Origin of the sequence: Paenibacillus sp. FSL H7-0357 (assembly GCF_000758525.1) — a bacterium.
Lineage (GTDB): Bacteria > Bacillota > Bacilli > Paenibacillales > Paenibacillaceae > Paenibacillus_AQ.
In genome coordinates this window covers 3,720,969-3,747,760 of the sequence record NZ_CP009241.1, presented here as the reverse complement: position 1 = coordinate 3,747,760, position 26,792 = coordinate 3,720,969, and the positions used below count along the sequence as shown (strand labels likewise).

Below are 26,792 nucleotides of genomic sequence, written 5' to 3'. Positions count from 1 at the left end.
TGCCGTTAGATAGCGCGATTGACTTATGATATGGTCAGAACAAGGAAGCAGGAATCAGCTTTCGGCCACCCTTAATGAGCGTGGATTCCAGCATTTCTCCTTTATCTCCCCCAAAATACAGCTGCCAGTACACGCCGAAACGGATGCTGACATCATTCTTCACCAGCTCGGGCGGCGTAACGATCAGCCACTGGAATTTGAGTGCTTTGGATATTTCAAATACCGGATCAAGTACGTTGTTCGAAACCATCTCACCAAATGGATTATCGTACAGGAAAACCGTCCAGCCCTTGTTCTCACGGTTGACCCGCTTATGGGTCATGATCATCATAGCAACCAGCAGCTGCACAGACTGGCGTTGCCCGCCGCTGCCGACAGCCTCATCCAGTGCTCCGCGGTTAATAACTTCCCAGTCGGAATAATGGTACTCTTCAGGAGCCGCATACAGGAAATAGTTCTCGGTCACCGGCTTGTAGACCTGAAGCACCGGAAAACGGTTCTGCATCGCGGCGTATACGATTTTCCCGTCATTGATCATCTCTTTGACAGCGGCTGCCGGCACCTGCTCAATCTTGGCATATTTCTCCAATAGCCCGCTAATGCAGCGGTTGAAATAATCACTGACCAGCGGCTCGATATCATCGCTCGTCTTCGGCACCGTAATGTTCTTGTAATTCAGGCGGACCAATGGAAAAGCATGTCCATTCTCATTAAGAATGATCATCCGGCGTTCCATACGCTTCAGGATATCGACAATCTGCACGACACGTTTGGCGGCACGGCCAACCCACAGCTTGCGGGACAGCTCCATCCCTTCCTTGTCGCTGCGGATGCTCTCAATCTGATCGCGCGAGCTTTGGAGCATGGAATCAAGCACCTGCCGGGCTATAGAAAAGTCATCCCAATGTACAGTATTCAGCCTTTCCTGGATTTTGGTCTCCAGCTCGGCATTCCAGCCGCTTTTCGCCAATTTACTGCTTAAAGACGTCTTCTCTTCCTTCACCTTACGGGAGATTTCCGACCGCTCACTGCGGCTTTCCTTGCTGCGCAGCAGCCAGTCAGCTACCAGCGGCTCACAATTTTCTTTTACCCGCTGCTGCAGCTCTTCAGGAACATCCCGCATTTGGACCCGTCCCTCTACATGGGTATCCATGATTTTGCTTTGGCTTACCAATGTTTGAATCCATTGATCCATAACACTCAAGGCTTGTTTGCAGCTGTTAAGCAGCTGTTCATTCTCCCGGAAACGCCTGCTGATCTCTTCTTCCTTCTGATCCAGCGGATCATGCCATATTTCTACAGCACGTTCATGTTTCTCCTTGATCACTTTTTCGGATTTCCGTAGATCCTTCTGCAGATTCTCAAGGATGGTCTGGGCGCGGATAAACGAATCGTGGACAAGCTGATAGTCCTCATCCAAGTATACCGTCTCGTTCTTCTGTCTCGCTCTGGCCGTCAAAATCACCTCGGCTGTATCCGTTGGAAGAGGGGCATTCCGCCAATCTTGATCCACCTGGACCACCGCAGCTTCGATCTCCGCCAGCTGTTCACCGGCCCGTTTGATATTCCCCGCTCTCGTACGGATCTCCAGTTCATTCTGCGTTAAGGACTGCTGGAGGCTTTCCACCGTGCTGAGCAGCTGCATTAGCGTATCTTGAGCAGCAGGATCAAGTACGGGCTCTTCTTCCAGAGCAGGAGCAACCGGATATTCGCCGGGGAAAGCAATTTCGGGAAACCAGTTCTGCAGCCTTGGAAAAAGCGAATAGCGGGTATCTCCAATCCACTTCTCCCGCTGCTGCGCGGTGCTGCCCAGCTCGGCCTTTACCTGAACCAGCCCCTGATCCTTGCTGGCGATTTCTTTGCTCAATTCTTTTTTGCGTTCTACCGCTTTTTGCTTATCCTTATAATCCTGTTCCTGCTTCTTTGTCCGTTCATCCCACTGGCGCAGCGCCTGTGCTCTTTCTTCATGCTCGGTCCGATCGGCTTCAGATTGTGCCAGCTCTCTCTGAATAACCGCAAGGCTGTCTTCATTCCTGCTGATCTCCGTGTTCAAATCCCCGAGCTTTAGATTCAGCTCATTCTGCAGTAATTCAAGTGTATTCAGTTTGGCTTTCAGGGCCAAGGTATGTTCACTCTGGAACAAGCGCTCGAATTCCTGCCGCGCCGATTTGAGCTTCGACAGATAGGCTTCCGCATCCTTAAGCTCTTCCTCCTGATGCTTAAGACTGGAGGATATTCCGCGTTTCCATTCCTGGAAATGATCCGGCTGCAGAACCATCTGCGGACCTTGATTGGCTGGCAGCAGGAAAGGACCGGATGCGGCTTCCGCCATCTCTTCCCGGATGAAAACCGGCACCGCTGACTTGAGCAGGACTTCTTTCAGCGTATCCGGCTGGAGCTTGGCAGCTTCGCGCTGCGTCACAATAATTCCGTAAGGAAGAAGCGGATGCCGTTCCATTTCCTCTTCACGGCTCAGGTAAGGCAGGTCATTCAGGTAGGAGCTGCCGATCATGGAACTGATTTTGAGTGAATCCAGTGTGTCCTTCACTCTCAGGATATCCGCATTCGGCAGCCAGAAGGACTCCTGCTGCAGCTCTACATCGATCAGCTGGTTGTAATAATCCCTTCTCAGCCGTTTCGTCTGCTGCTCAGCCTCATCCAGCCTGCGGATAAACCGCTCCTGAATGGCCGGTTTCGCTTCAAATAGCGCCGTAACTCCCAGTTGGTGATGCTCTTCATACATTTCCAGCAGCACGACCAGCTGTGACCAGAGCTGTGACTCCCTGTTCATCTGTGACTCCAGCAGATTCTGAAGCTCATCGCTTTGGCTCTGCCCGGCATTCAGCTTCACCTTCAGCTCGGTCTGCGATTGGTGCAGACTGAGCTTACGCTCTTCAGCAGTTTTGCGCTGCTCGTTAAAGCCGCTGATATTGTCTGCGATTGTCTTAGCTGCTATTAACGTGCGCTGCAGCGCCGCTCCTGGCGCCCCGGCTGCTTCATGCCCATGGCGTGAGGCAAAAACACCCAATTCCTCGGTATATTGGCGGATGGCTCCTGTAAGTTCATTGATCCGGTTATCCAGACCGCCCAGTTCCAGCAGCAAGCTTTCCCTTTCTTTGCGTAAGCCATTTTCTTCAGCAGTCAGAGAATGCTGGCGGGTTACGAACGACGAGAGCTGTCCCTGCCAGAGCTGAAAGACTTTGTCCCACTGCAGCCGCAGCTCTTCCTTCGCTCCCTGAATAACCTCCTGGCGTTCCTTCATTTCCAGCGAGCCTTCGATAGCTTCAATTTCCTTCTGCCATTGCTCGATCTGGCGGAGCTGCGCGCTGCGTTTGGCCAGATAATAAGCTACTTCAAGCTTTTTCTCTTTCAGCTTCGACTCATCCAGCCGCAACTTGGCCCGTGTCTGGTTGTCTGAAATCCTCGTGAATTCATCCTGCTTAAGATCCTGTTCCTCTTTGCTGCGCAGATATTTCAGATTATCGCCCTCAAAACGCAGCTGGCGCGCCTCCTGGTGATGCTGAACCAATGCATCGGCAGTTTTGCTGCGTTCCGCCTCTGCATTCTTAAGCTCCTCGTGAATGACCGTAGACATCTGCCGACCCAGCAGTTCAGTCTCTCTGAAGCTCCGCTCGGCTTCCGTTCCCTGTTCGACCAGCTCATACAGCGGTGCAGCCAGCGTAGTGAATTCGGCAAAAGCCTTTTCCCTCTGCTCCAGCATCGGAAGTCTCTGGGCAATGGTTGCGGTATCGATAAACATCCGCTGAAGCGAACCATCCTCTTCTTTGACACCCTCGTTCAGACTGGAGCCAATCTCCGGAATAATCAGCTTCTCGAACAGATTGTGGTTGGTAAAGGCCTCATTTTTTTGAAAATAGCCCTTGATCCCGCCCTCTTCACCATTGATCCGTTTCATGTTACGCCATTCACCGATATGAATATCCCGTTCAGCAAGAAAGCTGTAGTACTTCTTCAGATCGGAGCTGTGGCTGCCGAAGGCAACAATTTCATTCCGCCGTTCCCGTACAAATTGTTGAATCGTCTCAAAACTTACAGGACCGCCTTCCGCATGATCATACAGCGGCAGCGTTGAAAGGGTCAGCTCAGCCTGCTCTTCATAATCCATCAGCGCGTAGAGCAGATAGTCAACCTTAATCTCCAGCTGATCTATCGAGCTGTGGGCAGTCATGGCAATACCGGTCGTCATGTATTCGTTACGCTCACTGTTGTCCAGCCGCCACTCAATCGCTACGTGGAAGGTATAGGGCTTGAGCTGTTTTTTATGATTATGGAAAAAAGCCTCGACCTGGTTCTCATTGTCTTTCCCCCAAGCCGCCTTAGGCAGGAGCAGTTGGAAGATGGACTGCAGCAGTACGCCTTTCCCGCCGCCGTTCATTAGGGTAATCAGGGTATTGGCCGGGCCTTCCTCATTGCAAAGATCAAGAATCATATCATCATACTTCTTAAGCATCTTCTCGTATTTCAGTCCGGCGATACGGATTCGTTCAATGCGCGGCATAGCCTTCCCCCTCCTTCTCCGTCAAGGTCCGGCCGATCAGAGCTTTCAATTCCTTGTAACGGTCTACATCGTGGTACAGATACCGCATTCTTTCATATAACTCTTCCCGGGGGAAAATCCGCTTCTCGTTCTCGGAAATAAACACCAGATGTTCCTCCTCCAGCAGCTTCATCCCTTCATGAATCAGTCCAATCCGTGAACCGGAGCCTCTCGACAGGGAATCGCCTTCCTCCTGGCTTTTGGTCTGCATATAAAGGCTTGCCCATACTTTATGCATTGCCTGAATATCCAGACGCCACTGCTTGCTGAAGCTGCCTTCCTCATCCAGCTCGATCCATGCTTGTAGAAGCGAGGACACCTGATCGGAGATTTGGATATAGGACATGCTGTCCTGACCGGGCTTAAAGTGCTGCTCATCCTGATCCATTTCCGCCAGAAAAACCAGGATAATGACGTTGATAATATGTAAATGGGTTTTACGTTCAATTCGTGAGTATTTATTCCGCAGCTGTGTGAAGTTGGACGCGAACCCCGATCCCAGCGGATTGACCAGCAGGTGAAGGCGGTGCCCGGAATTCATAATCCGGCAGCCTCCCTCTTTAGCCATATACTGCAAGGCGTCATAGGCCCCCGTATCCTGCAGGCATTCCACTGCAGCTGGATCATCCAGAGATATGACTTTCCGCCGAAGCAGATCAAAAAACAGCCGCGAAGCCTGCTGCAATTGTTCCAATGAATAGCTCATGCTGTATTCTCTCACCTCTCTACTATAGTAATGGTATAAGGGCTCATTTCCAGACCGGGCCAACTCACGCTTGTCCCCTGATCCGGTTCAAGTATGGTTGTCCGCAGCACTTTGCCCCGCAGCATCTCCAGCTCAGGACAATCCGTAAGCAGCCGCTGAATCAGCTTCTGGCACTCGTCACTTCCGCCAGGGTTGTCTTCGTTATACTCCTGTACGACGACCTCGGTATGAAAGAACTGTACCCACAGGTCAATGGCATCCGGGAGCCGTGCCCAACGGGACTGTTCCTCCGGAGAGAAAGCATCCGCTTTGAACGTAAAACGTCCTTTGCCGGCAAGCTCGGTAAAAATCGGTTTCCACAGCTCCGCAACTTCAGTCCAAGGTATAGACTTAGGCGTATAAGTTGCAAGTTGCTCCTCCCCTTCTTCATCGGGCTCATCCAGATATTCTTCCGGCAGAAAACCGACATCCTGTTCTTCCCAAGCCCAGGCGAGGGGGTAGATAAAGTCCTGGCTCGGTGTGAACAGTCCGCTAATCAAGGTTTCCAGACTGTCCCCGCTCGGCAGGCCTTCAGCTTTCACCCATTCCTCCCATACATTCGTGCGGAAATTAAAACCGGCAGCTCCCCAGAACAGCTCTGGAAAGTTCAGTCTTAAATTGGTTTCGGCTTCAAAAATGCTAAGCACAACCTCCGCGAGCTCGTCATGTACTTTTCTTGACAGCTCCACCCGTTCGGATAACAGGCGCAGCTCGTTAAAGTCGATAACATCCTTCTCGTCATTCGCCAGCCGGGCCAGGGAACGGTGGATATTATCAAAATGCTTGCGTTCTTCATCAAACTGCTGGTGAATTTCCTCCACCCGCTGATGCCGCATAACCCCATATTCGCTGAACATATGCTTCGGGTTGCGCCGCAGCGCATTGCGGTATTCCTGCTGTTGCTGGGTCATCTTCCGAACCCGCGAGATCAGTTCACCCACATCCTGCATCGCCCGGGTGACGCGTCCATGCTTAATATGCATTTGGATCTCCAGCAGTTTAATACTAATCTGGAACTCTTCTATAATCTCATGGCTCATGAAGATAAGCTCCATCGCATATTCGGAAAGGCGGTAAACTGTCTTGCCGCTCTCTTCCCAACTGGTGCGGGTCGCATCCTCGTCTACCGTGAAGTATTTGTACTTTTGCAGAGTCATCTGCCGGGTCTGATCATCATAATAAAAGGCTTCAAAATCCCCGCCGCCCCCGCTCCACAGCAGCCCGTCTACCAGCCGTTCCACAGATTCGATGGTTCCAAACCTTGCAATATTAAACCGCTCCAGTGAACTCCAGGCCAGCTCAATAATATCCTCTTTGGCTCTTCGTTCATTGGATTCCAGCTCGAGATAGTAGACCTGCAGCAACACACTGAGCGCAATCATTTCCTTATAAGGCTGCAGTTCTCCAAGATTCATGCCCGCCCCCAGCGTCCACAGTGGGTTAAGGCGTTTGTTCCGTTCACCAAAATCAGACCAGTTCATCCTTGCGCCAACCTCGCCATCACTTCGTAGTTTAGGAGCATTTTTGCATAACCCTCACAAAATAACATAAACCCATATCTGCCCCATGAAGGGAGAAATATGGGCTGGGTACCACTGATAACTTACGTTTATTGGGGAATATATGTTTCTATTATACCAATGAATTGAGGATAGTTCTACGAATATTTAACATTCAGCAGGTATTGCAGATTCTCTTTGACCGCAGGCCACTCCTCGTCAATAATGCTATAGAGTACATTATCAAGAACGGTGCCCTCCGACGTAATTCTGTGCTTGCGCAAAACGCCTTCTTTTACAGCGCCAATACGTTCAATGGCTTTCTGTGATCTCAAATTGTATCCGACTATCGTAAAATTGACCCGGATCAGCCCCAGTTCTTCGAAGCAGTAATGCAGCAAAAGCGACTTGGATTCGGTATTGACTGGCGTTCTCCAATACTCCGGTGAAATCCACGTACAGCCAATCTCCGCATTGCGGTGAATCCGGTCCAGATGCATAATCCGCGAGGTGCCGACGACTTTTCCAGAAGCTTGTTCAATCATGACATAAGGAAGGTCGGCCCCATTCTCCTTATTGCGCAGCGCAGTTTCTATTAGTTGTTCCACTTGTTGGATTGTTGTTATTTTCCGCCAGGTGTATTCCCAGATTTGCGGATTGTGCAGGAGCTTGAGCAGCTCCGCCCTATGATCGGCTTCCATAGGAATAAGCTTGATAAACTTGCCGTTTAGTTGTTTGATGTTGTTTGTAATCACAAAGGACGCCTCCAGTATTGTCTATTCATCAAGCCCGAGATCATTATAAAATACCCGAAACATCCTTGTCTGCCTATTTACGTAAAATGACTGCCCCGTCTATGAAAACGGAGCAGTCACTGGAGTTACATTATAATGTAGAAACACCTATTGCCGGGCGGCAATCTCGCTAACGATACGCTGAATGATCTCCTGAATACTTACAGTGCCGAGATCGCCTACTGCGCGTTGTCTTACCGAGACAGTAGCGGAATTCTGCTCATTTTCTCCAAGGACGAGCATGTATGGCACCTTTTCCAGCTGAGCTTCGCGGATCTTCAGGCCCAGCTTCTCCTTGCGGTGATCAAGCTCGACCCGGATTCCTGCCGCTTCCAGCGCTTGCTTCACCTCATAAGCGTAATCGGCAAAATGCTCGGACACGGGCAGCAGTTTGGCCTGCACAGGGGCCAGCCATACCGGAAATGCCCCGCTATAATGCTCAATGAGAATACCCATGAACCGGTCGATCGAGCCGTAGACCGCACGGTGAATAACGACAGGCCGATGCTTCTGGCCATCTTCGCCGATATAAGACAGGTCGAACTTCTCCGGCATCTGGAAATCCAGCTGGATTGTTCCGCATTGCCAGCTTCTTTTGAGCGCGTCCAGAATATGAAAGTCGATCTTCGGCCCGTAAAAAGCTCCGTCTCCCGCATTCACCCGATAAGGGATGCCACGTTTCTCCAGTACCTTTTGCAGCGCCAACTCGGCCTGATCCCACAATGACTCCGCCCCCATATAATCTGCCGGCCGTGTGGACAGCTCTACCTTGTACTCAAAGCCGAATACTTTATAGATATGGTCGATCAAGGCGAGTACCCGGCCGATCTCTTCCTCAATTTGCTCGGGCAGAACGAACAAGTGGGCATCATCCTGGCAAAAGGTACGGACCCTCATCATTCCGTTCAGCGCTCCGGAAAATTCATGGCGGTGAACCTGGCCGTATTCCGCAATGCGGATCGGCAGCTCCCGGTAGGAATGCAGGCTGTTTTTATAAATCAGCATATGACCCGGGCAGTTCATCGGCTTAAGTGCGAACTTGTTCTCATCGACATCTGTGAAGTACATTTCATCTTTGTAATGATCATAATGTCCGGATTGCTCCCACAGCCGGTTGTTCATCATCAGCGGTGTACGGACTTCACTGTACTCCCTTTCCCGCTGAATCCCCCGGGAGAATTCCTCCAATGCTGTACGGACGATCATGCCCTTTGGCAGATAGAATGGCATTCCCGGCGCTTCCTCGGAGAACATAAACAGCTCCAGTTCCTTGCCCAGCTTGCGGTGATCGCGTTTCTTCGCTTCCTCCAGCATATACAGATGCTCTTCCAGCTGCGCATTCTTCGGGAAAGAAGTCCCGTAAATCCGCTGCAGCATCTTATTACTGGAATCTCCCCGCCAATATGCACCTGCCACACTCAGCAGCTTGAAGGCTTTGATCGCACCTGTTGAGGCCAGATGCGGCCCCCGGCACAGATCCGAAAATTCGCCTTGATCATAAATGCTGATTACTGCCTCCTCCGGCAGATCCCGGATCAGTTCCAGCTTCAGCGGCTCTTCAAACGCCTCAAAAGTCTTCAGCGCCTCGCTGCGGCTGATCTCCCGGCGGACTATGGGCAGGTTCTCTTTGATAATGTTGCCCATTTCCGCCTCTATCGCAGCCAGATCTTCTGTAGACAAAGGCTTCTCGATATCCACATCGTAATAGAATCCGTCTTCGATGACCGGGCCGATGCCCAGCTTGACATTCTTATCACCGTATATTCGTTTAATGGCTTGAGCCAACAGATGCGCTGTGCTATGTCTGTGGATCATCAGGCCATCTTCACTGTCCAGCACTACGATTTCAACGAGGCTGTCCTGTGTAATCGGTTGATGAAAGTCAACGAGTCTGCCGTCAAGTTTACCGGCTACTGCATTTTTCTTCAGTGTAGGACTTATGGATTCTGCGACTTGTGCAATCGTGGTGTTACGCGAATACCTCCTAATTGTTCCATCCGGCAGTGTTGCTTTGATCTCCATGATTCAGCCTCCATTTCTTCAAGTTTTTTTGTATGTTTGAACGCAAAAAAACGCATCTCATCCCAGAAAGGGACGAGTGCGTTTAGCTCGTGGTTCCACCCTAATTTGATCTGCGCAATAGCAACCCCCTGCTGTTCGGCGGAAGTAAAGCTGCAAGATCCTTATTGGTATCCGATATCGGGGATAAGACGGTGACATTTACAGCCTTCCTAACAGCAGGAGGGGTTCAGTGCCACGGCTGCAAAGGGGTAAATTCCGGCCGGTTCTGTAAGAAGCTCTCACCTTGCACTTCTCTCTCTGGTCAGTCCGTGAAGGAACTCATGTCTTTGGTCATTGCCTTGGTTATGGTGTTTATGGTGTTGCTGGTTACATATTACGCAATCAAACACGGAAAAGTCAATACACAGTTGAAAAATAGTTTTTTTGTCCTTGTAAGATAACCAAACGGGTAAAAGGCGCTTTGAGCGACAGATTAACGTCTGCTGCTCATTGTATTGAGCTTGAGATGTGAGATAATCTCACCAACCTCTTTTACTTGATGTGCGATATAATCGGCCCCTGCGTTCACAAGCTCCTCCTCCGACCCATAGCCAAAGGTTACCCCAAGCGAGGCCACGCCGCAGCCTTTTGCCCCAATAATATCATGCTCCCGGTCTCCAATCATCAGTGCCTGCTCTGCGGCAATCTCGTTCTGCTCCAGCACATACCGGATTACCTCCTGCTTCTTGGAACGTGTGCCATCCAAATTGCTGCCAACAGTGTGCATAAAGTAGCCATCCAAACCGTAATGCCGGAGGATTTCCTCAGCAAATACTGTCGGTTTGGAGGTGGCTACATAAAGCTTGTATCCTTGCAGCCGGAGCTCTTCCAGCAATTGCGGAATACCGGAAATCACACTGTTTTCAAACATCCCCAATGTACGGTAACGCTCCCGGTAAAATTCAACAGCCTTCAAGGCATTATCCGCGGTAAAACCCTGGATCTGGATAAAAGATTCATATAACGGCGGCCCTATGTAAGGAATAAGCAAATCGAGATGCTCTACCTCTATTTCGAACTTGTTGAGCGCGTACTCCACGCTTTTGGTAATCCCCTCTTTGGGGTCGGTTAAGGTACCGTCCAAATCAAATAAAATACTCTTCAGTTCTCCCATGACGTATGCCTTGCTCCCTCCAAATTCAATTGCCGCAGTCTCTTTCCCCTCATCAGCTGCAGCTTTTTCAATCATACCTGCGTTTCTCCATACTTTCCACATACTTATCTTTTAACATTACAGGTGAAGTGATTTTATTTCCTGGAGGACTTAACATGAATATGACGCATTACATGTCCCTGCTTGCGGACAACCAGCCTTGGAACTTAATTCTTTTCATGGCGATTCCGGTCATTTTTGCAGAGACGATCACCGTTACAGAATTTATCATCCTGTTTACGAAGAAGCTGGATGGACCGCTCCGAGCGTTTAACCGGATCTGCAGCATTCTTGCCGGACTTTACTTTACCGGCGTTTTTCTCTATTTGTTCCCTACCGCGTTTGTCCCGCTCACCGTAAATGGCGAGTGGCATACATGGGTGGACGTAGTAGCGGTAGGCTTCTATCTGAGCGGCGTGTTCTTCCTGCTGCCGCTGGCCTTACTTGACCTCGGCCTGATTGGACGCAAATATCCGGAAGAGAGCAAGCTGAAGCTGCATTTCATGCTGATCAGCGGCTTCCTGGTGGTGGCGCATATCGCCATGATCTTTGGCATGATTAACCCGGAAATTATGGGCGGCATGGCCGGGATGAATCATTAATCAATCTTCGAAGGGGCCTCTCCGATTTTGGATTGGCCCCTATTTAAGATCACACAGTATAAGTAAATGCTGCTCAAGCATTTGCTCAAGGCGCTCATCGGACAACCTCCCGGGCTGCATCAGCTGATGCATGGCCAACCCGTCAATCAGCGCATACAATTTCTCCGCTTCCAGATCAACATCGAGCTCCGGCTTCGCCGCCTTCTGTTCCACTAATGTTGTAATAACAAACATCGAAACCTTGTACACCTCTTCCTGCATCCGGTCGTTCAGTTTCGATAACTCCGGGTAGATCAACACCTTTGCATTAAAAGAAAACCAAACCTCGCTTTCTATAATTCTCTCTTCATCCAGCGGAATCAGTTGCAGCAGCAGACGTTTCATATCCTGCAGCAGGTTGCCCTCCGGCTGGAATCCCTCCACCCGCTGTTCAATTCTCGCAAGAAAAAGATTCATGCAAAATGCGAACAATTCTGCCTGCGTAGAGAAATAATGACGCATCGATCCTACCGATAAACTGGATTCCTTTGCGATATTACGGACAGTGGCTTGTTCAAGACCCGAGTTATGTATAATTCTCAGAGCGGCGTCGGCAAGCCGTTTTCTTTGTTTCTCATGATCAACTTTTTTTGGCATATCTCTATTATACCTGCTTATCTTTTTATAATACAATGTGCTATAATGTTTTATATAATACGTTTGTATTAAATAAAACATCGAAAGAGGAGCATTATTTTATGACTATTCAACCACAACAGCCGAAGAAACGATCCAAAAAAAAGATCTGGAAAAGAGTAACTCTCTCCCTGCTCACCTTCATAATTTTACTGCTCGGGTCCGGATTTGCTTATGAATGGCTGGCATCCAGAAATGCAGAACAGAAATACCAGCCTCCCGGCAAGCTGGTTGATGCAGGCGGATACAAGCTGCACATTAACAAATTGGGGCAGGGCTCCCCAACCATTATTCTTGAATCGGGAAGCGGTGAAACCAGTTTGTCCTGGAGGGATATTCCTGAGAAGCTGTCCGAATTCGCAACTGTTGTGAGCTACGACCGAGCCGGATATGCTTGGAGTGAAAAAGCGCCTACAGCACGCACGGGAGAAAATATCGTTCGTGAGCTGCATACGGCATTAGAACGGGAGGGAATCGATGGCCCTTACCTGCTAGTTGGGCATTCTTTGGGTGGGATGTATGCCCGGTTATTCGCTGATACTTACCGGGATGAGGTTGCTGGTATGGTACTGATTGATGCCAGACCGGAAGATGACGAGCGTGAGACCAAACCTATTCTGACTGCGGAAAAATTTGCGGGCAATCCCCCCGCAACAGTCTTGCAAGTGTTGAAATTATCAGGCGCTATGCGTATATTCCAGGATGTGCTGCTGGATGGCCTGGTTGCGAAAGAAGATAGAGGGCAGTTCATAAATGTCATTTCAAAGCCTAGTTTCTTCAAAGCTAAAGAACAAGAAGGAAATCTGGCACATACCACAGAGGACGCTATTCGGGGTCAGAACCTTGGTTCTCTTCCGGTAAGAATCCTGTCACGAGGAATTCCTCAGGATTATGCAGGCTTTGGCTTCTCCGAAGCTGCCGGTAAAAAGCTGGAAGATATTTGGCAAAAGGGGCAGCGCAAAATGTTGGACCTTTCCACAGACAGCAAGCAGACTGTCGCAACCCATAGCGGACATATGATTATTCACGACGAACCTGATCTCGTCATTCAGACGATCCGCAGCTTGCTGACACAACTACAGTCACCATCCCCTCAATAATTCATATTATGCTCACTAGCCCGGACCCGGTCTTGTTTATGGACCGGGTTCGGGTCCGTGACCATATAATGAGACGGCCATGAAATCCGGCTATTTATAAAAAACAACCCTACACCGTGTTCCGGCTCCGGCCCTGCTAGTAATCTCAATCTCGCCCCCGAGCAATTCTACCAATTTGTTCACAATGGACAACCCCAGACCGGTGCCTCCGTACTGCCGTGAACGTGATTTCTCTACTCTGTAGAACCGGTCAAAGATATACGGAAGCTCCTCCTCAGGAATGCCAATCCCTGTGTCCTCGACGATAAATGCAACTGAGTCTACGCGAAAATCCAGCTGGACGCTAACCTCTCCTGCATCGGTATAACGAATAGCGTTTTCCAGCAGATTCATTACGATTTGCTCCATCCGTTTGCCATCCCCTTGCAAACCAATCGGTTCACCGGTACAGCTGGAATTTAGCTGCAACCCTTTTTCTTTAGCAGTCAATTCGACTTTGCGGACCGCCTGATCGACGAGCAGCGCCAAATCGACCTCTTCCAGATTCAGCGGTATTTTCCCCTCCTCCATTTTGGCCAATTCGAACAAATCGTCTACCAGATGTTGAATCCGGTGCGCCTCTTGGTCGATGATGTCCAAGTAGAGTATTTTTTCTTCTTCCGTCTCATACAGCCCTCCCTTAACCACCTTGGCATACCCCTGGAGATAGGTGATCGGCGTCCGCAGCTCATGGGAAATATTAGCGAGAAACTCCTGGCGTGTATCCCTGTAGTGCTGCAGATTCATAGCCAAATCGTTGATGGCACCAGCAAGAAAGCCAATCTCATCGTTGCCGCTGATCGTGAGCCGCGTTTCCAGTTCACCAGCCGCAATCTTGCGCGTAGCCTTCTGCATTTGGACAAGCGGACGCGATAATATGCGGGCGATGAACCAAGTGATGCCCAAAGCAAGCAAAAAGGCGCCCAGACCAGACAGCAGCAGTATATCTCTCACCGTAGACAGGGAATGTTCCATATTCTCCGTGGAAGACATCACATAAAGTGCCGAGGTAATAATGTCACCGCTTGAGATGGGTTGTCCCGTAACAAAATAACGGTAGCCGGACGGGTCTTTGTACAAGAAGCTCACCCTTTGTCCGGTGAAAATAGCTTGCATATCCTGAGCCCGGATAAAGGAGCGATCTGTAGAATCATGAACACCGGAGTGCAGCAACACTTTTCCATCCAAGGAGATGTTAAAGATGCTGACATTGGAAAACTCCGCAAAGGACATCATCATTTGACCGTTCGTGGTATCTTTGGATTCGGCCATTGCTGTGAAATGGGAGGCCAGTTCCTCAGCTTCCGTCTGCATTTCCTGGTAATAAAAGCTTGTAAACATCCGGTCTATCACTATCCCGAGTGAGAGCAGAACAATCAGAAACACCGACATAATCACGACACCCAGCTTAAAGCCGATGATGTTGTTTTTCATTCGACATTACCGGGAATCTGGAATTTATAGCCGAGCCCCCACACGGTTTGCACCGGTACATAAGAAAGACCTGCCTTCAGCAGCTTCTCGCGGATATTCTTAACATGCGTATCAATAACCCGCGTCTCACCGCCGTAGTCATTGCCCCAGAGCTGTTCTACCAATTCTTCCCGCGTAAACACGCGCTGCCCGCTGCGCGCCAGCAAATGCAGCAGATCAAATTCCTTCTGTGTAAAGAGGATCCTCTCACCTTGAACCTGTACCTCTCGTGCCTGCGGATAAATCCTTAACTCCGGGTACTCCAGCACCTGCTCCTGTGACGCGGAAACCCGGAACATATTCGAACGCCGCAAGAGGGAATGGATTCGCGCAAGCAATTCTTCCGGTTCAAACGGTTTGGTTAAATAATCATCCGCACCGATGCCCAGCCCATGTACTTTATCTTTCGTTTCCGACCGTGCGGTAAGCATCAGAACGGGCGTCTGACTGCTCTCCCTTACCGCCTGGCAGACCTGCCAGCCATCCATATCAGGCATCATTACATCCAGCAGGATCAGGTCGAAGTTATGTTTCTCTATCATGGACAGGGCTTCGCGCCCGGTGGAGGCTTCCTTAATAGCAAAACCCTCCTGCAGCAAATAAATGCGCAGCAAATTCCGCATGTTCCATTCATCGTCAACGATGAGAACCTGTGCTTTGGACAAGCTGTTCACCCTTTTCGTGGCCTATATATATTGAACTTATAATTCTTCTATTTTGGGATCGACCGTGACTACAGAGAATGTTTGGACTTCCGCCACTTTTCCCTAATTGTAATTCTCAAGTTCAATCTATACAGTTTCTTTATTCTTTTTTCAATTATACCTAAAAACAAAGAACAAGCCGACCACGGATGTCCGCAGCCAGCCAGCTTGCTTTAGTGCCCCGAATGGGGATTGTCTCCAGAGGCGGAGGTGATTTCGAGCATGTCATCTATTTCGCTCTGTGCACTGCTGGTTATTGTGCCGGTATCGCCGGTTAGCCAGGCATGGTTATAGGGACCTTCTGCCGGTGAATCCTTGAACTTGGGCTGAAGCTCCATCATATAATTCATGACCGAATCCGGTAGTCCGTCTTGTTCCGTAAAGATTAACGGTGCATGTTTTCCCAAATGGGAGAATGGCGCAGCGGCGATGGCCAGCATGGTGGAATCCTTCGTCAATAAGGATAGGTTATGGCCCGGAGTCGTGATACCCCAGCCGAAGCCGCTAACCTCATCCTTGAATTTGGCAAAAGCAATCGCATTCGCATAAGGATCATCACCGGAGATGCGAGTTACCGTACCATATGCTCCCAGTTGCTCCTCGACTTTTGCCGAGACAACAGAAGCTGGGCCTAGAAGGTAAATGGCAGCATCGCCTCCGCGCTTTTTGAGCGCCTCTGCCGTGGAGGCCGGGATATCATCCTTCGCTACGTATAACAAAGGCTCAGGCATATGCGCAATCCAGTTGACTGCAGGCAGCGTATATTCGGGGCTGTCCATTGAGCCGATAATTACACTCTGCGGCAGCTCGCCGGATACTTTGGCATAATAAGCGTCAATCGCCTGAGCTACAGCAGCAGGATCTTCACCTTCTATCTTGTCCACCTTTAAATCCAGTGCCTTAAGCTGCTCTTCCACACCGTCCGCGACGGGTCCGACCAGAACGACCTGGATGCCCGCATTGCTCTCGGCACCCAGCGGATTCAGCCGTTTAAGCTCTTCCAACGTAACCTCCGGAACGCCATCTTTGCTCAAGAACAAGACCGGCCCGTTACTCGGATGGTGGATTAAGTCAGTACTCACTGCAGCAATTTGCCAGTTATCCGCATTGGTTAGGACTACGCTTGCAGGACGGTTGGCTTTGGTTTCTGCCGTCCATAAAGACCGGGACACCAGTACCGCTGCCTGAACCGGGTCCGAGGTGTTGATCCGGGTTGTGTTTTTGGTCGCAATCCAGGGCATAGAAATCGCGGCAGAAGGATTCTGTTCACTTTGCGGAGCTGCTGATTCCTTATCCGATTGACAGGCGGTCAGCACCGTACCAAGCAGCAATGTCACAGCGCTTAATTGTATGATTTTCTTCATGTGTATCCCTCCATTTCATAGCTATCACGGATACTTAGAAGTTTACCCATCAAATGTGTAGAAAGAATGTGGAATTCCAACAATTTAAGAATGAGTATTAAGTTGGAATTGGTGCAGCCTAAAAGTGAAAAAAAAAAGCTGAACGGAAAGTGCTCCGTCCAGCTGATCCTGATCAAGCTTCTTCTATACTTACCAGTGCTTCGCGATAAAAGTATCACGGCCGGACTGTTCCCGGTCTTCCTTATAATGCTTCGGGTTCTTCTTGTGATAATCCTGATGATAGTCTTCTGCCGGGTAAAAGACCGGTGCGGGCAGGATTTCCGTAACGACAGGTCCCTCGAAACGCCCGCTGGCCGCTACCTGTTCTTTGGAAGCCAAAGCTGCCAGTCTTTGCTCTTCATTATAATAAAACACCGCAGTCCGGTACTGCGTTCCCCGGTCCTGGAATTGTCCTCCGTCATCAGTCGGATCAATCTGCGGCCAGAACAATTCAAGCAGCTTATCGTACGGGAAAAGTGCCGGATCAAAGCTGATCTGCACTACCTCATAGTGTCCTGTAGTGCCTGTCTTGACCTGTTCATAGCTTGGATTCTCCACTGAACCCCCGGCGTAGCCTGATACAATTCCGTGTATACCCGGCAATTCTTCAAAGGGTGTAACCATGCACCAGAAGCAGCCTCCTGCAAACATTGCCTGTTCCATACCTGTAATCCCTCTCCCTATCTATATATCTCTACATACTATAACGTATGTTAAGAAGATAAGGTTAAATCTGCTTAAAGTCAATTTGAGGGAGCGGTCTGCCAAGGATAAGTCTTTTTTTCAATCCCGGAGGAGCTGTATATGCCTGCAATCAGTTCCAGTGTTTTGAGTCCTTCTGAGCCGTCAATCCAGAATGGTCTTCCTTCGCGGACATGGTCATAAAAGTCATGAATCAGTCTTTGATGCCCCGTTCCCCAATACGACTTGCCTTGAATACCTGACACCCCCGGCTCACTGAGCAGCGTTTCCCGGCCGTCCTTCCACAGATACAGGCAATCCCTCCGCAGCAGCAGCGTCCCTTGTTCGAACACTATTTCCAGCTCTACGGGTGAGTTAACAAGGTAGGCATTGCTGCCGTAAAAAAGTCCCCTGACCTTATTCCTGAAGTTGATGCAGGCATGTGCCGTATCCTCTACTTCAATAACTCCGTCCAAGACATCTGTGCTTACACTTCCCTGTACTGATGAGATCTCACCGCCGAACCATTGCAGCAGATCTAGCGTGTGAATCGTCTGGTTGATCAGCACCCCACCGCCCTCTGAGGTCCATTTCCCCCTCCAGTTGCTCTCCTTGTAGTACTCAGGTGACCTGTACCATGTGACAACCCCCTTCATACATACAAGCGGCCCCAGCACGCCGGATTCAATGGTCTCCTTAATCTTGATAGAGGGTTCATTGTAGCGGTTCTGAAATACGATGCCGAGCTGGCCTTTGCTGTGCTCCGCAGCTTTCAGCATGCGCTGGGCAGAAGGCAGGTCAACCGCCATCGGTTTTTCTGTTAAGACATGTTTGCCCGCCTCCAGCAGATCGACCGCCATCTGCGCATGCAGATCATGCGGTGTGCAGAGGTGGACGATATCAATATCAGCTCTGTTCAAAAGCTCTTTATAATCTGTTAGCGCGCCGCAGCCATATTCTTCTCCAAATGCTGCCGCTTTGGCCACATCAATATCTACAGCTGCCAGCAGTTGTCCCCCTGATTGTGCCGCGATCGCCTTGGCATGCAAGGGAGCTATTGCTCCGCAGCCGATTATGGCTGCTCCAAGTATTGTCATCTTGTGCACCTTCCAATCTTATTTCCGTTCCTATCAGGCCTTTATGAGTGTCTCGGGCGTAAGATTTACCGCTTGGGCCTGAGCTTCCAGGCATAGCTCCGCCGCTTTGAAGACATGCTGCTGGGTCATAGCAAATTCTGTCCGTTGCAAGCAATCCAGTATCAGCTCGCCAAAGAACGGAAAGCCGATTTTGCCGGAAACATGCTCATAATGCTCTCCTTGACGGTCTGCCCAATAGACATGATCCGTTGTGTTGGAGCGGGCAATATCGCTGTATTTGCGCAGCTCGATATACCCTTCCGTTCCCATAATGATCGTTCGGCCGTCACCCCAGGTGCCCAGTCCGTCCGGTGTGAACCAGTCGACACGGAAATATTGCGTCGCCCCGTTGTCGCCGACAAGTGTTGCATCGCCGAAATCCTCCAGCTCAGGATAAGCAGAATTGTTGTAGTTGGCAACCTTGCTGTGCAGTACCTTGGCATCGCGGCAATCCGCATAATACAGGAATTGTTCAATCTGGTGACTGCCGATGTCGCAGAGGATTCCGCCATATTTGTCCCGCTGGAAGAACCAATCCGGACGGCTTGGTGCGCTCAAGCGGTGAGGGCCCATTCCGATGATCTGAAGCACACGGCCGATCACTCCCTGCCGAATCAGCTGTCCGGCATACACCGCACTCTCCACATGCAATCTTTCGCTGAAATAAGTCATGTACTTTTGCCGCGTCAATGCAGTTTGAGTCCACGCTGCTTCCAGCTGTTCCATTGCCGTAAACGGCGTTTTGTCAGTGAAATAATCCTTCCCGTGTGCCATCACCTTGAGTCCGAGCGCCCCTCTCTCGGAAGGAACCGCGGCCGCTGCAATGAGCCGGACCTCGGGATCCTCAAGAATTTCTTCGGCGGAGCGTGCGGCTTGAACACCAGGATAAGTGCTGACAAAAGTTTTTACCTTCTCTGGATCGGGATCAAAGACCCATTTCAACCGGGCTCCTGCTTCGACCAGACCATTGCACATCCCATAGATATGACCGTGATCCAGCGCCATCGCAGCGATCAAAAATTCACCCGGTTTTACAACCGGTCTAGCTTCATGAGTAGGTGCATACATCATTCCATCTTTTCTGCTCATCTTCAACCCTCCCGGTCACAGCTTCGAAATCAGGTATTTGAGGCTGATCTCCAGACTCTCGAAAGGATCGCGGCGGCAGACATCCTGCTCAACAACAAACCATTCCACACCCGTTTCACGGCCGGCCTCAATAATAGCTTCATAATTCATGTTTCCTTCACCGATCTCAGCAAAAACCTGTCCCCTGGAGATGATAGCCATATCCTTCAGATGCATGACCTGCATCCGGCCCTTTACCTTGTGAACCCAGTCCACCGGATTGGCTCCCCCGGCCTGAACCCAATACATATCGAGTTCAAAGCCGAACACCTCGGGATCGGATTCCTGCAGCAGCACCTCCATACCCGTAACCCCATCAATCCGTTCGAACTCAAAATCATGATTATGATAAACGAATTGCAGACCATGCTCCTCCTTCAGGGTCCGCGCAATTCCGGAGGCAAGTTTGGCAAATGTCCGATAGCCCTCCTGGCTGCTCTGATATTCTCCCGGCAGTCCGCCGAGACCGATGTATTTGCAATTCCACAGCTTATGTTCTGCAGCCAATGCGTCCAGGTCATTCACCAGCCGGTTCCACGGCACATGGGTCGCGCAGATGGTCAGCCCAGCTTCATCCGCGTATTGTTTGACCAGCTGCGGATCAATCGGACCCATTCCGGAAATTTGCACAGCCTGATAACCCATCACTTTCAGCTTCTGGAAAGCAGCCCTTAAATCCTCTGCAGTCTTGGTAAAATCACGTAGTGTGTACATTTGTGCAGCTATTGTAGAACGTTGCATATGAGCAATTCACTCCTTATTAAGTTTGTCTGTCCTATAATTACATTAATGAGTACCTTTTACGTCAAAAGCCCGCTGCTCTACAGCTTCCTTCCGGAAGGTAGAGCTCTCCACCCGTTCCATGAGCTTCTCATGAAACAAATCACTATCAATCGGAAGCTCAACCCAATTGTCAGTCCAAGCGGACAAGTACATTGCATTCGAAAGTGTCAGGCCGCGAATTCCCTCTTCTCCGGGAGCGAGCAGCGGTTCGTCATGCAGAATGGCATTGGTGAAGTTGCGCAAGATTCCCTTGTGCTGTTCTCCTCCGCCCTCTGGAACCGGAATCTCACATTTCCAGCATTCGGGTCTTCCGAAGCCTTCGGCAAATTCGGCATTGAACTTCGGCTCCGGGATGCGAAGACGCCAGAAGGTCAACTTGCCGTTCTCCACGACGATTTTTCCGTTATCCCCATTGATTTCAAAGCGGTTGGTTCCCGGCGCCTCCCCGGTAGTGGTGATGAACAGGCCTGTTGCTCCGTTCTCATACTCGACATAAGCGGTTACATCATCTTCCACCTCAATATTGCGGTACTTGCCAAACTGGCAGAATGCACGCACACGCTTCGGCATCATTCCGGTTGTCCATTGCCAAAGATCCAGCTGATGCGGGTCCTGGTTCAGCAGCACACCGCCGCCTTCTCCAGCCCATGTAGCCCGCCAGCCCCCGGAGTTGTAATAGCTCTGCGAACGATACCAGTCAGTAATGATCCAGTTGGTGCGGCGGATCTCACCCAGCTCACCGGACTGAATCAGCTCTCTCAGCTTTTGATAGAGCGGGTTGGTCCGCTGGTTGTACATAATGCCGAATTTGCGGCCACTTTGCGCAGCGGCTTCGTTCATCTCCTGCACGGCTTTCGTATATACACCGGCGGGTTTTTCAATTAATACATGATAGCCGTGCTTCAGCGCCTCGATCGCAAGCGGCGGATGATCATAATGCGGAGTGGAGATTAATACGGCATCAATACTTTTGGAGGCAAATAATTGAGCAGGTGTGCTGAACCTGAGCACCGTATCAGGCAAGTGCTCTGCCGCCCACTCCAGGCGTTCGGGGCTTGTATCACAGACAGCCGCCAGCTCAGCTCCTTTTACTTCATGAATCAGATCGAGCGCATGGGCCCGGCCCATATTTCCAACTCCAATAATTCCATAACGAACCTTCTTCATCCTATGAATCACTCCTATGTGAGTTATGATATGAGAATAACCCTATTTCCAGACAGTGAACATGACCGGAATTAAGGTTTTTTTGTACATAATTAAGATGTTTTAGTTAAATGAAAGCGGTATACTGGATTTATTACACAATAAAGGAGTTATATGATGAATCAATCCGGCAACCTTACAGGAGCGTTACTGCAGAACCTGAGCGTCACCGTTACCCATGCCCACTTAAGCAGCAGATACCCCGGATGGAACCGCTTGAATGAGACGCCATCCTTTAACAGACTTTATTTCATTGATGGCGGCGAGGGTAAGGTGATCCTGAACGGGCAAGCCCATTATCCGCGCCCCGGCCAATTGATGATCATGCCGGCAGGCTCGACGCAAACTACAGAAACCTCCCCTGACAATCCCTATAAGCGGTACTTTTGTCATTTTGATGCCCATATCGGAGAATGGCCCTTGTTTCATACAGGCAACAAGCTGTACATAAGCGATGTTGCGGAGCCGGATGCCATTCGGGAGATTTTCACAGAGATGATAACACGGTTTCCGGAAGAGAACCTTCTCTCCACCATGCGGAATCAAGCCGCACTACTTCATCTGCTAGCACTCTGCCTGGAGGACGGCGGATATTCCGATTTCATGGGTGAGCTGGCTCATACCAATGGTCAAAAACAGCTAGCGAACGTCCTGCAATACATTGAACAGCGCCTAACGCAGCCTATGGAGGTAGAGGAACTGGCCGAGCTGGTTCATCTGCATCCGAACTATTTCATCCCCTACTTCAAGAAATACATGGGGGTTCCGCCCATGCATTATGTGCAGCTCAAGCGGATGGAACTGGCTAAAAGACAGCTCTCTTACTCTACTTCCAGCATTTCCGATATCGCTGCGCAGGTGGGCATGGAGCTGGCCCATTTCTCGAAATATTTCAAGAAATCTACCGGCGTATCTCCCTCTGCCTACCGGAACAGCACAAGGTAGAGGGGAGAAACGGACTATGCGAGTCCAAGGAGATGAACCAGCAGAAATCCAAGTCCCGAGAGCAGTAACGAGCCGATTAAGCCAGCCAGCAGCGGTTTTTTACCCATTAGGGCAAAGGTCTTGATATCCACACCAAGCCCGAGTCCCGCCATCGCCATGGCCAGCAGCATATACGCCAGGATAATCAGATCAGCCGTTACTTGTTCAGGGATTATTCCCAGCGTATTTACACCGCTCATCAGCAAAAAACCGCCGATAAACCAGGGAACCGGAAGTTTCCTCCACTGAATTTTGGAATGCGGTGGCTGTACAGCCGTCACTTGCCCCCTACACACTCTCTCTGCTTTACGCTGTCTATAGGCTTCCCAGACGCCAATAGCAAGAGCTGCCGGAACAAGCATCGCTACCCGAGTCAGCTTCACGATCACCGCGAGGTCTGCAGCCTTTTCACCGATGGGTGCGGCAGCGGCGATCACATGCGCTACTTCATGAAGAGTGGCTCCGGCAAATATCCCATACCCTTCTGGACTAAGGGACAACACCGGATAAATTAACGTATAAACCAGCGTAAATATCGTCCCCAGCACAGCTACCGTTGCCGCGCTTATTGCGGTCTCATTGTCCGAGGCCCTTAGTTGGGGAGAGATTGCCGCGACGGCTGCTGCTCCGCATATCGCAGTTCCGCAAGCGGTCAGCAGTCCAAGTGTCCTATCAATTTTCATCCATTTGCAGAGTCCATAAACGGTGAACAAAGTAAATACAATATTAATCACGGCAATCGCCAACACCTTGGGACCGGCCTGCACAAGTTGAAACAGGTTCAATCTCATCCCGAGCAGGATGATCCCCGCTCTGAGCAATCTCTTGCTGGAAAAGCTGATGCCCGGCACTGCCTGTTGCGGTACCCCTCCTGCTGTACGAAGCAGAACTCCTAACAGAATGGCAATTACCAGCTGGCCCATGATGCCAAGGTAAGGCAGCAGCGCCAAATATTTGGCTGCTATGGCCAGTAGTCCTGTAAGCAGGATTCCTAGAATAAATCCGCTGTATTTATCGTTCAAGCGCTGAAGCTGATGTGCATGATTCATCTCAAACCACTCCCTGTTTACGTTCAATTACGTTGCTAACTTGTAATCTCACTATAAGTGCAGCCAACAGGGAAGTGAAATACGTCTTTGCTATCTCTATCATTACAAATACTTATGATTGATGATAATAACTATGTTAAAATGGATAATAATCGGCCATGTACAAAGAATTCCAAGGCTAATAATGAGGTATAATTATGATAGTAGATGCATTACGTGTATTTGCAACCGTTGCTGAACAGCGCCATTTCTCCCGTGCCGGAGAGCTCTTAAACCTCTCCCAGCCCGGCGTGAGTCTGCATATCCGCAACCTGGAAAATGAACTGGGAACCAAGCTGCTTCACCGTTCCCCGAAGGAAGTCCGGCTGACAGAAGCGGGAGCTATCCTCTATAAACATGTGAAGCAGATCCTCTCGCATTATGAAGAAGCGGGCAGGGAAATCCAACTGCTGCGCGATGAAGTCACCGGGAGTATTCATATCGGGGCCAGCTTTACGATTGGAGAGTACATCCTGCCTGGCAGAATTGCCGAGTTCGCCAATCAATACCCGCAGGTGAATCTGCAGGTCACGATCCACAATACCGAGGAGATTATTGCCGCCATTAAATCGAACATCCTTGATATCGGGTTCATTGAAGGCGAAACGTCTGACCATGAGCTGTCCGTGATTCCCTATATGAAGGATGAAATGATCATTGTAGCTCCGTGTAGCCATCCCCTCTCGGCCGCAAATGCCGTAGATAAAGACATGCTCCAGAATCAGGTATGGGTGCTGCGGGAGCCTGGCTCCGGCACGCGTGCCTTCAGCGATCATTTTCTGCAGCATGCCCAAATCTCCCATAAGCGGTCTTATATATTCAACAGCAGCCAGGGGATTAAGGAAGCCGTCTCGGCTGGATTAGGAATCGCCATGCTCTCGAGATGGATTGTACGCAAAGAGCTCGCCCGGGGCGAAATCAGCGAGCTGCGGATCAGGCATCAGCTGCTGGAGAGAAATTTCTCAATCATCAGCCGCAAGGAAAACGCTGCTACCATGGCCATAACCGTCTTTATCGAGAAGCTGCTTGCACCGGTTAATCCAGACCGTAAACCGCCAGTCTAATTCTCATAGACAACATTTTTACAGGATAGCAAAAAACCTGAACCCTTGTTCGAGGGTTCAGGCCATTAAGGCATACATAAACTTAAGACTCAATCAGTACTCCATCCTCCAGATGCAGCACGCGGTCACACCATTCCAGCATCCGTTCATCGTGGGTTACCATGACTGCCGCTTTCCCCTCACTCTTCACTTCGTCGGCAATCATCCGCACCACTTCCTTGCCCCGCTCATAATCAAGGCTTGCAGTAGGCTCATCTGCGAACAGAATCGCCGGCTTGTTCATCCACGCTCTGGCAATCGCCACCCGCTGCTTCTGTCCGCCGGACAGCTGCTCGGGATAGTGGTTGCGGCGCTCCCAAATGCCTAACCGTTTGAGTAAATACGCAGCCCGCACTTTGGCTTCTTTGGTGCTGAGCTTCGCCAACTTGGCTACATAGAGCAGCTGTTCCTCAACCTTTAAATAAGGCAGCAGCTGTGCGCTTTGAAACATAAAGCCGATTTTTTGCAGCCGCAGTTCGGTTAGTTCGCTCTTTGCCTTATTGCCCAGTGGCTCTCCGTCAATAAGGATTTCCCCGCTTGTTGGTGTCAGTAGAGCTCCAGCCGCCGAGAGGAAGGTGCTTTTTCCTGAGCCCGAAGGACCCAGAACAGCTACAAATTCGCCGGCATTGACCGTCAGATCAAGGTTCTTCAAGACCGACATCGTGCTGTCCCCGTCTCCATAGGTTTTGGTCACTTGCTTCATGATTAATTTGGCACTCATGCTCCAGCCCTCCCTATCGCTTCCAATGCATCTACCTTAGCAACACTTGCTACAGAAATAAGTGATCCCAGCAGAGACATACCTATAAACAACACGCTGGTTAAAATAATCGTCGAGCTCTCCAACTGAAACGGCATCGAATCCGGCAGCCCCTTATTCATACCAAAGGTCAGCAGCAGGCTTATTGCCAGACTGGCTACGGACAGTATCATTACCTGCCCTACCACACTCCAGGCGAGATAGGACATTTTGGTGCCCATGGCCTTCAGGATACCGAACTGGCTCGTCTTCTGAATCGTGATTACATAGAAGAATACTGCCAGTACAACGCCTGCGATGACAAACAGGAACACAATCATCATCATCAGTGAATTCTGCTCCGCCGAATAACCGGGTACACTGGAGATCGCCTGTTTTTGCGTGATGACCTCCACATTGTCCAGTTTGGCGGTAATTTCATCAGCTTGAGCAGAAGATGCGCTGAGCGCTACCACATTGTAAGGCACAGACTGTGAATCAGCCTTCTCCTGCCGTGCCCCTTGCTTCATTTCCTGCCAGTCCAGATTATTGATATAGACAACCGGGGTATGACTGTAAGAACTATCGTCCACAATACCGGATACTTTCCAGGACATCCCTGAAGCCTGATCAACGATGGTGCTTCCCAGGGTAATTCCCGACTGTGCAAGCTGGGAGTCCACAACTGCGCTGCCCCCGGCTTCATTCGATATCCCGGTTCCCTGCACCACCTTAGGAGCAAGCATACCATTCATATCTACGGCAAAAAAAGTAATGTCCGCCTTCGCATCCCCATTGTCCGATGTTACCGTGCTCGTCTGCACCGCAAGCGGTGTTGCTTTATCTTCGCCCACAACTGAACGTGCCGCAATCAGCTCGGCATCACTTAATTGAGAACGTCTGAAGGCATGATCGGCGTCGCCCTGGACGACAAAATAGTTAGCCGGCATATTCTCCACCGCTGAAATATTGGCATAGGCAAGTCCTCTGGCCAGCCCGGTAACGAACAGGACGAGAAAGGAAACCAGCAGCATGATGACCATGATAAGGCTGTAACGTGCTTTGGAATGCCTCATTTCCCTTAAAGCTAAAAACATAAAACCACTCCCTCTGCTCTGTATAAACACAGTGTAGAGGA

Annotated in this window: 22 protein-coding genes; 4 read left to right on the top strand and 18 right to left on the bottom strand. The window is 50.2% G+C overall.

Features of this window, described 5'->3' with window-relative positions; all coding sequences use genetic code 11:
- Positions 1-34: 34 nt before the first annotated feature.
- The 6 genes from H70357_RS16330 to H70357_RS16305 all read right to left on the bottom strand — a co-directional run bounded on the left by H70357_RS16330 (position 35) and on the right by H70357_RS16305 (position 10,846).
- On the bottom strand, positions 35-4,519 hold the full coding sequence (locus H70357_RS16330) for a coiled-coil domain-containing protein (protein ID WP_038591516.1): 4,485 nt from the start codon (positions 4,517-4,519) through the stop codon (positions 35-37).
- Entirely contained in the window at positions 4,506-5,264 is a 759-nt protein-coding gene (locus tag H70357_RS16325) for a DUF6063 family protein (protein WP_038591513.1), read from the bottom strand. The genes H70357_RS16330 and H70357_RS16325 overlap by 14 nt, the downstream gene beginning before the upstream one ends.
- Before the next feature lie 11 nt (positions 5,265-5,275).
- Positions 5,276-6,784, bottom strand: coding sequence for a hypothetical protein (locus H70357_RS16320; protein ID WP_038591510.1), 1,509 nt, complete (start codon positions 6,782-6,784; stop codon positions 5,276-5,278).
- A gap of 176 nt (positions 6,785-6,960) precedes the next feature.
- On the bottom strand, positions 6,961-7,557 hold the full coding sequence (locus tag H70357_RS16315) for a GNAT family N-acetyltransferase (protein ID WP_231578440.1): 597 nt from the start codon (positions 7,555-7,557) through the stop codon (positions 6,961-6,963).
- A 147-nt stretch (positions 7,558-7,704) separates the two neighbouring features.
- A complete protein-coding gene (thrS, locus tag H70357_RS16310; RefSeq protein WP_038591508.1) occupies positions 7,705-9,618 on the bottom strand; it encodes a threonine--tRNA ligase in 1,914 nt (637 codons plus the stop codon).
- 472 nt (positions 9,619-10,090) lie between these two features.
- Complete coding sequence (locus H70357_RS16305; protein WP_081965819.1) at positions 10,091-10,846, bottom strand: HAD family hydrolase; 756 nt, start codon at positions 10,844-10,846, stop codon at positions 10,091-10,093.
- An 80-nt stretch (positions 10,847-10,926) separates the two neighbouring features.
- On the opposite strand from H70357_RS16305, the gene H70357_RS16300 reads away from it, so the two are divergent.
- Positions 10,927-11,412 (top strand): DUF6803 family protein, encoded by a 486-nt coding sequence (locus tag H70357_RS16300; RefSeq protein ID WP_038591505.1) that lies wholly within the window; start codon positions 10,927-10,929, stop codon positions 11,410-11,412.
- Positions 11,413-11,451: 39 nt separating this feature from the next.
- On the opposite strand, the gene H70357_RS16295 is transcribed toward H70357_RS16300, so the two are convergent.
- Positions 11,452-12,048 (bottom strand): TetR/AcrR family transcriptional regulator, encoded by a 597-nt coding sequence (locus H70357_RS16295; protein WP_038591502.1) that lies wholly within the window; start codon positions 12,046-12,048, stop codon positions 11,452-11,454.
- Positions 12,049-12,149: 101 nt separating this feature from the next.
- On the opposite strand from H70357_RS16295, the gene H70357_RS16290 reads away from it, so the two are divergent.
- Positions 12,150-13,187 carry an alpha/beta fold hydrolase gene (locus tag H70357_RS16290; RefSeq protein WP_038591499.1) on the top strand — a complete coding sequence of 346 codons (1,038 nt, stop codon included), beginning with the start codon at positions 12,150-12,152 and terminating at the stop codon, positions 13,185-13,187.
- A gap of 90 nt (positions 13,188-13,277) precedes the next feature.
- Here H70357_RS16290 and H70357_RS16285 read toward each other — a convergent pair whose 3' ends face one another.
- The 8 genes from H70357_RS16285 to H70357_RS16250 all read right to left on the bottom strand — a co-directional run bounded on the left by H70357_RS16285 (position 13,278) and on the right by H70357_RS16250 (position 21,701).
- Positions 13,278-14,660, bottom strand: a complete 1,383-nt coding sequence (locus H70357_RS16285) for a sensor histidine kinase (protein ID WP_038591496.1) — start codon at positions 14,658-14,660, stop codon at positions 13,278-13,280.
- On the bottom strand, positions 14,657-15,364 hold the full coding sequence (locus tag H70357_RS16280) for a response regulator transcription factor (RefSeq protein WP_197073696.1): 708 nt from the start codon (positions 15,362-15,364) through the stop codon (positions 14,657-14,659). The genes H70357_RS16285 and H70357_RS16280 overlap by 4 nt, the downstream gene beginning before the upstream one ends.
- Positions 15,365-15,576: 212 nt before the next feature.
- Entirely contained in the window at positions 15,577-16,767 is a 1,191-nt protein-coding gene (locus H70357_RS16275) for a cell wall-binding repeat-containing protein (protein WP_038591493.1), read from the bottom strand.
- Between the two features lie 189 nt (positions 16,768-16,956).
- The gene (gene msrA, locus H70357_RS16270) at positions 16,957-17,469 is read right to left on the bottom strand and encodes a peptide-methionine (S)-S-oxide reductase MsrA (RefSeq protein WP_038591490.1); all 513 of its coding nucleotides are present in this window, start codon (positions 17,467-17,469) and stop codon (positions 16,957-16,959) included.
- 80 nt (positions 17,470-17,549) lie between these two features.
- Positions 17,550-18,584 (bottom strand): Gfo/Idh/MocA family protein, encoded by a 1,035-nt coding sequence (locus tag H70357_RS16265; protein ID WP_038591485.1) that lies wholly within the window; start codon positions 18,582-18,584, stop codon positions 17,550-17,552.
- Positions 18,585-18,617: 33 nt separating this feature from the next.
- On the bottom strand, positions 18,618-19,712 hold the full coding sequence (locus tag H70357_RS16260) for a Gfo/Idh/MocA family protein (protein ID WP_038591482.1): 1,095 nt from the start codon (positions 19,710-19,712) through the stop codon (positions 18,618-18,620).
- Positions 19,713-19,727: 15 nt separating this feature from the next.
- Complete coding sequence (locus H70357_RS16255; RefSeq protein WP_038591479.1) at positions 19,728-20,492, bottom strand: sugar phosphate isomerase/epimerase family protein; 765 nt, start codon at positions 20,490-20,492, stop codon at positions 19,728-19,730.
- 45 nt (positions 20,493-20,537) lie between these two features.
- Positions 20,538-21,701, bottom strand: a complete 1,164-nt coding sequence (locus H70357_RS16250) for a Gfo/Idh/MocA family protein (protein ID WP_038591476.1) — start codon at positions 21,699-21,701, stop codon at positions 20,538-20,540.
- 156 nt (positions 21,702-21,857) lie between these two features.
- Between H70357_RS16250 and H70357_RS16245 the strand changes: the two genes are divergently transcribed.
- On the top strand, positions 21,858-22,685 hold the full coding sequence (locus H70357_RS16245; protein ID WP_038591473.1) for a helix-turn-helix domain-containing protein: 828 nt from the start codon (positions 21,858-21,860) through the stop codon (positions 22,683-22,685).
- Positions 22,686-22,699: 14 nt separating this feature from the next.
- Here the strand turns inward: H70357_RS16245 and H70357_RS16240 are convergent, their stop codons facing one another.
- Entirely contained in the window at positions 22,700-23,773 is a 1,074-nt protein-coding gene (locus H70357_RS16240; protein ID WP_038591470.1) for a YeiH family protein, read from the bottom strand.
- A 197-nt stretch (positions 23,774-23,970) separates the two neighbouring features.
- Between H70357_RS16240 and H70357_RS16235 the strand changes: the two genes are divergently transcribed.
- Positions 23,971-24,876 (top strand): LysR family transcriptional regulator, encoded by a 906-nt coding sequence (locus tag H70357_RS16235; RefSeq protein ID WP_038591467.1) that lies wholly within the window; start codon positions 23,971-23,973, stop codon positions 24,874-24,876.
- A gap of 82 nt (positions 24,877-24,958) precedes the next feature.
- On the opposite strand, the gene H70357_RS16230 is transcribed toward H70357_RS16235, so the two are convergent.
- Both H70357_RS16230 and H70357_RS16225 read right to left on the bottom strand, forming a co-directional pair.
- Positions 24,959-25,636, bottom strand: coding sequence for an ABC transporter ATP-binding protein (locus H70357_RS16230; RefSeq protein WP_038591465.1), 678 nt, complete (start codon positions 25,634-25,636; stop codon positions 24,959-24,961).
- Positions 25,633-26,751 carry an ABC transporter permease gene (locus H70357_RS16225; RefSeq protein WP_038591462.1) on the bottom strand — a complete coding sequence of 373 codons (1,119 nt, stop codon included), beginning with the start codon at positions 26,749-26,751 and terminating at the stop codon, positions 25,633-25,635. The genes H70357_RS16230 and H70357_RS16225 overlap by 4 nt, the downstream gene beginning before the upstream one ends.
- Between the last annotated feature and the right edge of the window lie 41 nt (positions 26,752-26,792).

Bases quoted from the DNA above. Each gene is read 5' to 3' on its own strand.
- msrA (WP_038591490.1), bottom strand. From the start codon at position 17,469: ATGGAACAGGCAATGTTTGCAGGAGGCTGCTTCTGGTGCATGGTTACA.
- H70357_RS16250 (WP_038591476.1), bottom strand. From the start codon at position 21,701: ATGAAGAAGGTTCGTTATGGAATTATTGGAGTTGGAAATATGGGCCGG.
- H70357_RS16300 (WP_038591505.1), top strand. From the start codon at position 10,927: ATGAATATGACGCATTACATGTCCCTGCTTGCGGACAACCAGCCTTGG.
- H70357_RS16320 (WP_038591510.1), bottom strand. From the start codon at position 6,784: ATGAACTGGTCTGATTTTGGTGAACGGAACAAACGCCTTAACCCACTG.
- H70357_RS16230 (WP_038591465.1), bottom strand. From the start codon at position 25,636: ATGAGTGCCAAATTAATCATGAAGCAAGTGACCAAAACCTATGGAGAC.
- H70357_RS16325 (WP_038591513.1), bottom strand. From the start codon at position 5,264: ATGAGCTATTCATTGGAACAATTGCAGCAGGCTTCGCGGCTGTTTTTT.
- H70357_RS16265 (WP_038591485.1), bottom strand. From the start codon at position 18,584: ATGACAATACTTGGAGCAGCCATAATCGGCTGCGGAGCAATAGCTCCC.
- H70357_RS16295 (WP_038591502.1), bottom strand. From the start codon at position 12,048: ATGCCAAAAAAAGTTGATCATGAGAAACAAAGAAAACGGCTTGCCGAC.
- H70357_RS16255 (WP_038591479.1), bottom strand. From the start codon at position 20,492: ATGCAACGTTCTACAATAGCTGCACAAATGTACACACTACGTGATTTT.
- H70357_RS16260 (WP_038591482.1), bottom strand. From the start codon at position 19,712: ATGAGCAGAAAAGATGGAATGATGTATGCACCTACTCATGAAGCTAGA.
- thrS (WP_038591508.1), bottom strand. From the start codon at position 9,618: ATGGAGATCAAAGCAACACTGCCGGATGGAACAATTAGGAGGTATTCG.
- H70357_RS16290 (WP_038591499.1), top strand. From the start codon at position 12,150: ATGACTATTCAACCACAACAGCCGAAGAAACGATCCAAAAAAAAGATC.
- H70357_RS16305 (WP_081965819.1), bottom strand. From the start codon at position 10,846: ATGATTGAAAAAGCTGCAGCTGATGAGGGGAAAGAGACTGCGGCAATT.
- H70357_RS16285 (WP_038591496.1), bottom strand. From the start codon at position 14,660: ATGAAAAACAACATCATCGGCTTTAAGCTGGGTGTCGTGATTATGTCG.
- H70357_RS16275 (WP_038591493.1), bottom strand. From the start codon at position 16,767: ATGAAGAAAATCATACAATTAAGCGCTGTGACATTGCTGCTTGGTACG.
- H70357_RS16225 (WP_038591462.1), bottom strand. From the start codon at position 26,751: ATGTTTTTAGCTTTAAGGGAAATGAGGCATTCCAAAGCACGTTACAGC.
- H70357_RS16240 (WP_038591470.1), bottom strand. From the start codon at position 23,773: ATGAATCATGCACATCAGCTTCAGCGCTTGAACGATAAATACAGCGGA.
- H70357_RS16245 (WP_038591473.1), top strand. From the start codon at position 21,858: ATGAATCAATCCGGCAACCTTACAGGAGCGTTACTGCAGAACCTGAGC.
- H70357_RS16330 (WP_038591516.1), bottom strand. From the start codon at position 4,519: ATGCCGCGCATTGAACGAATCCGTATCGCCGGACTGAAATACGAGAAG.
- H70357_RS16235 (WP_038591467.1), top strand. From the start codon at position 23,971: ATGATAGTAGATGCATTACGTGTATTTGCAACCGTTGCTGAACAGCGC.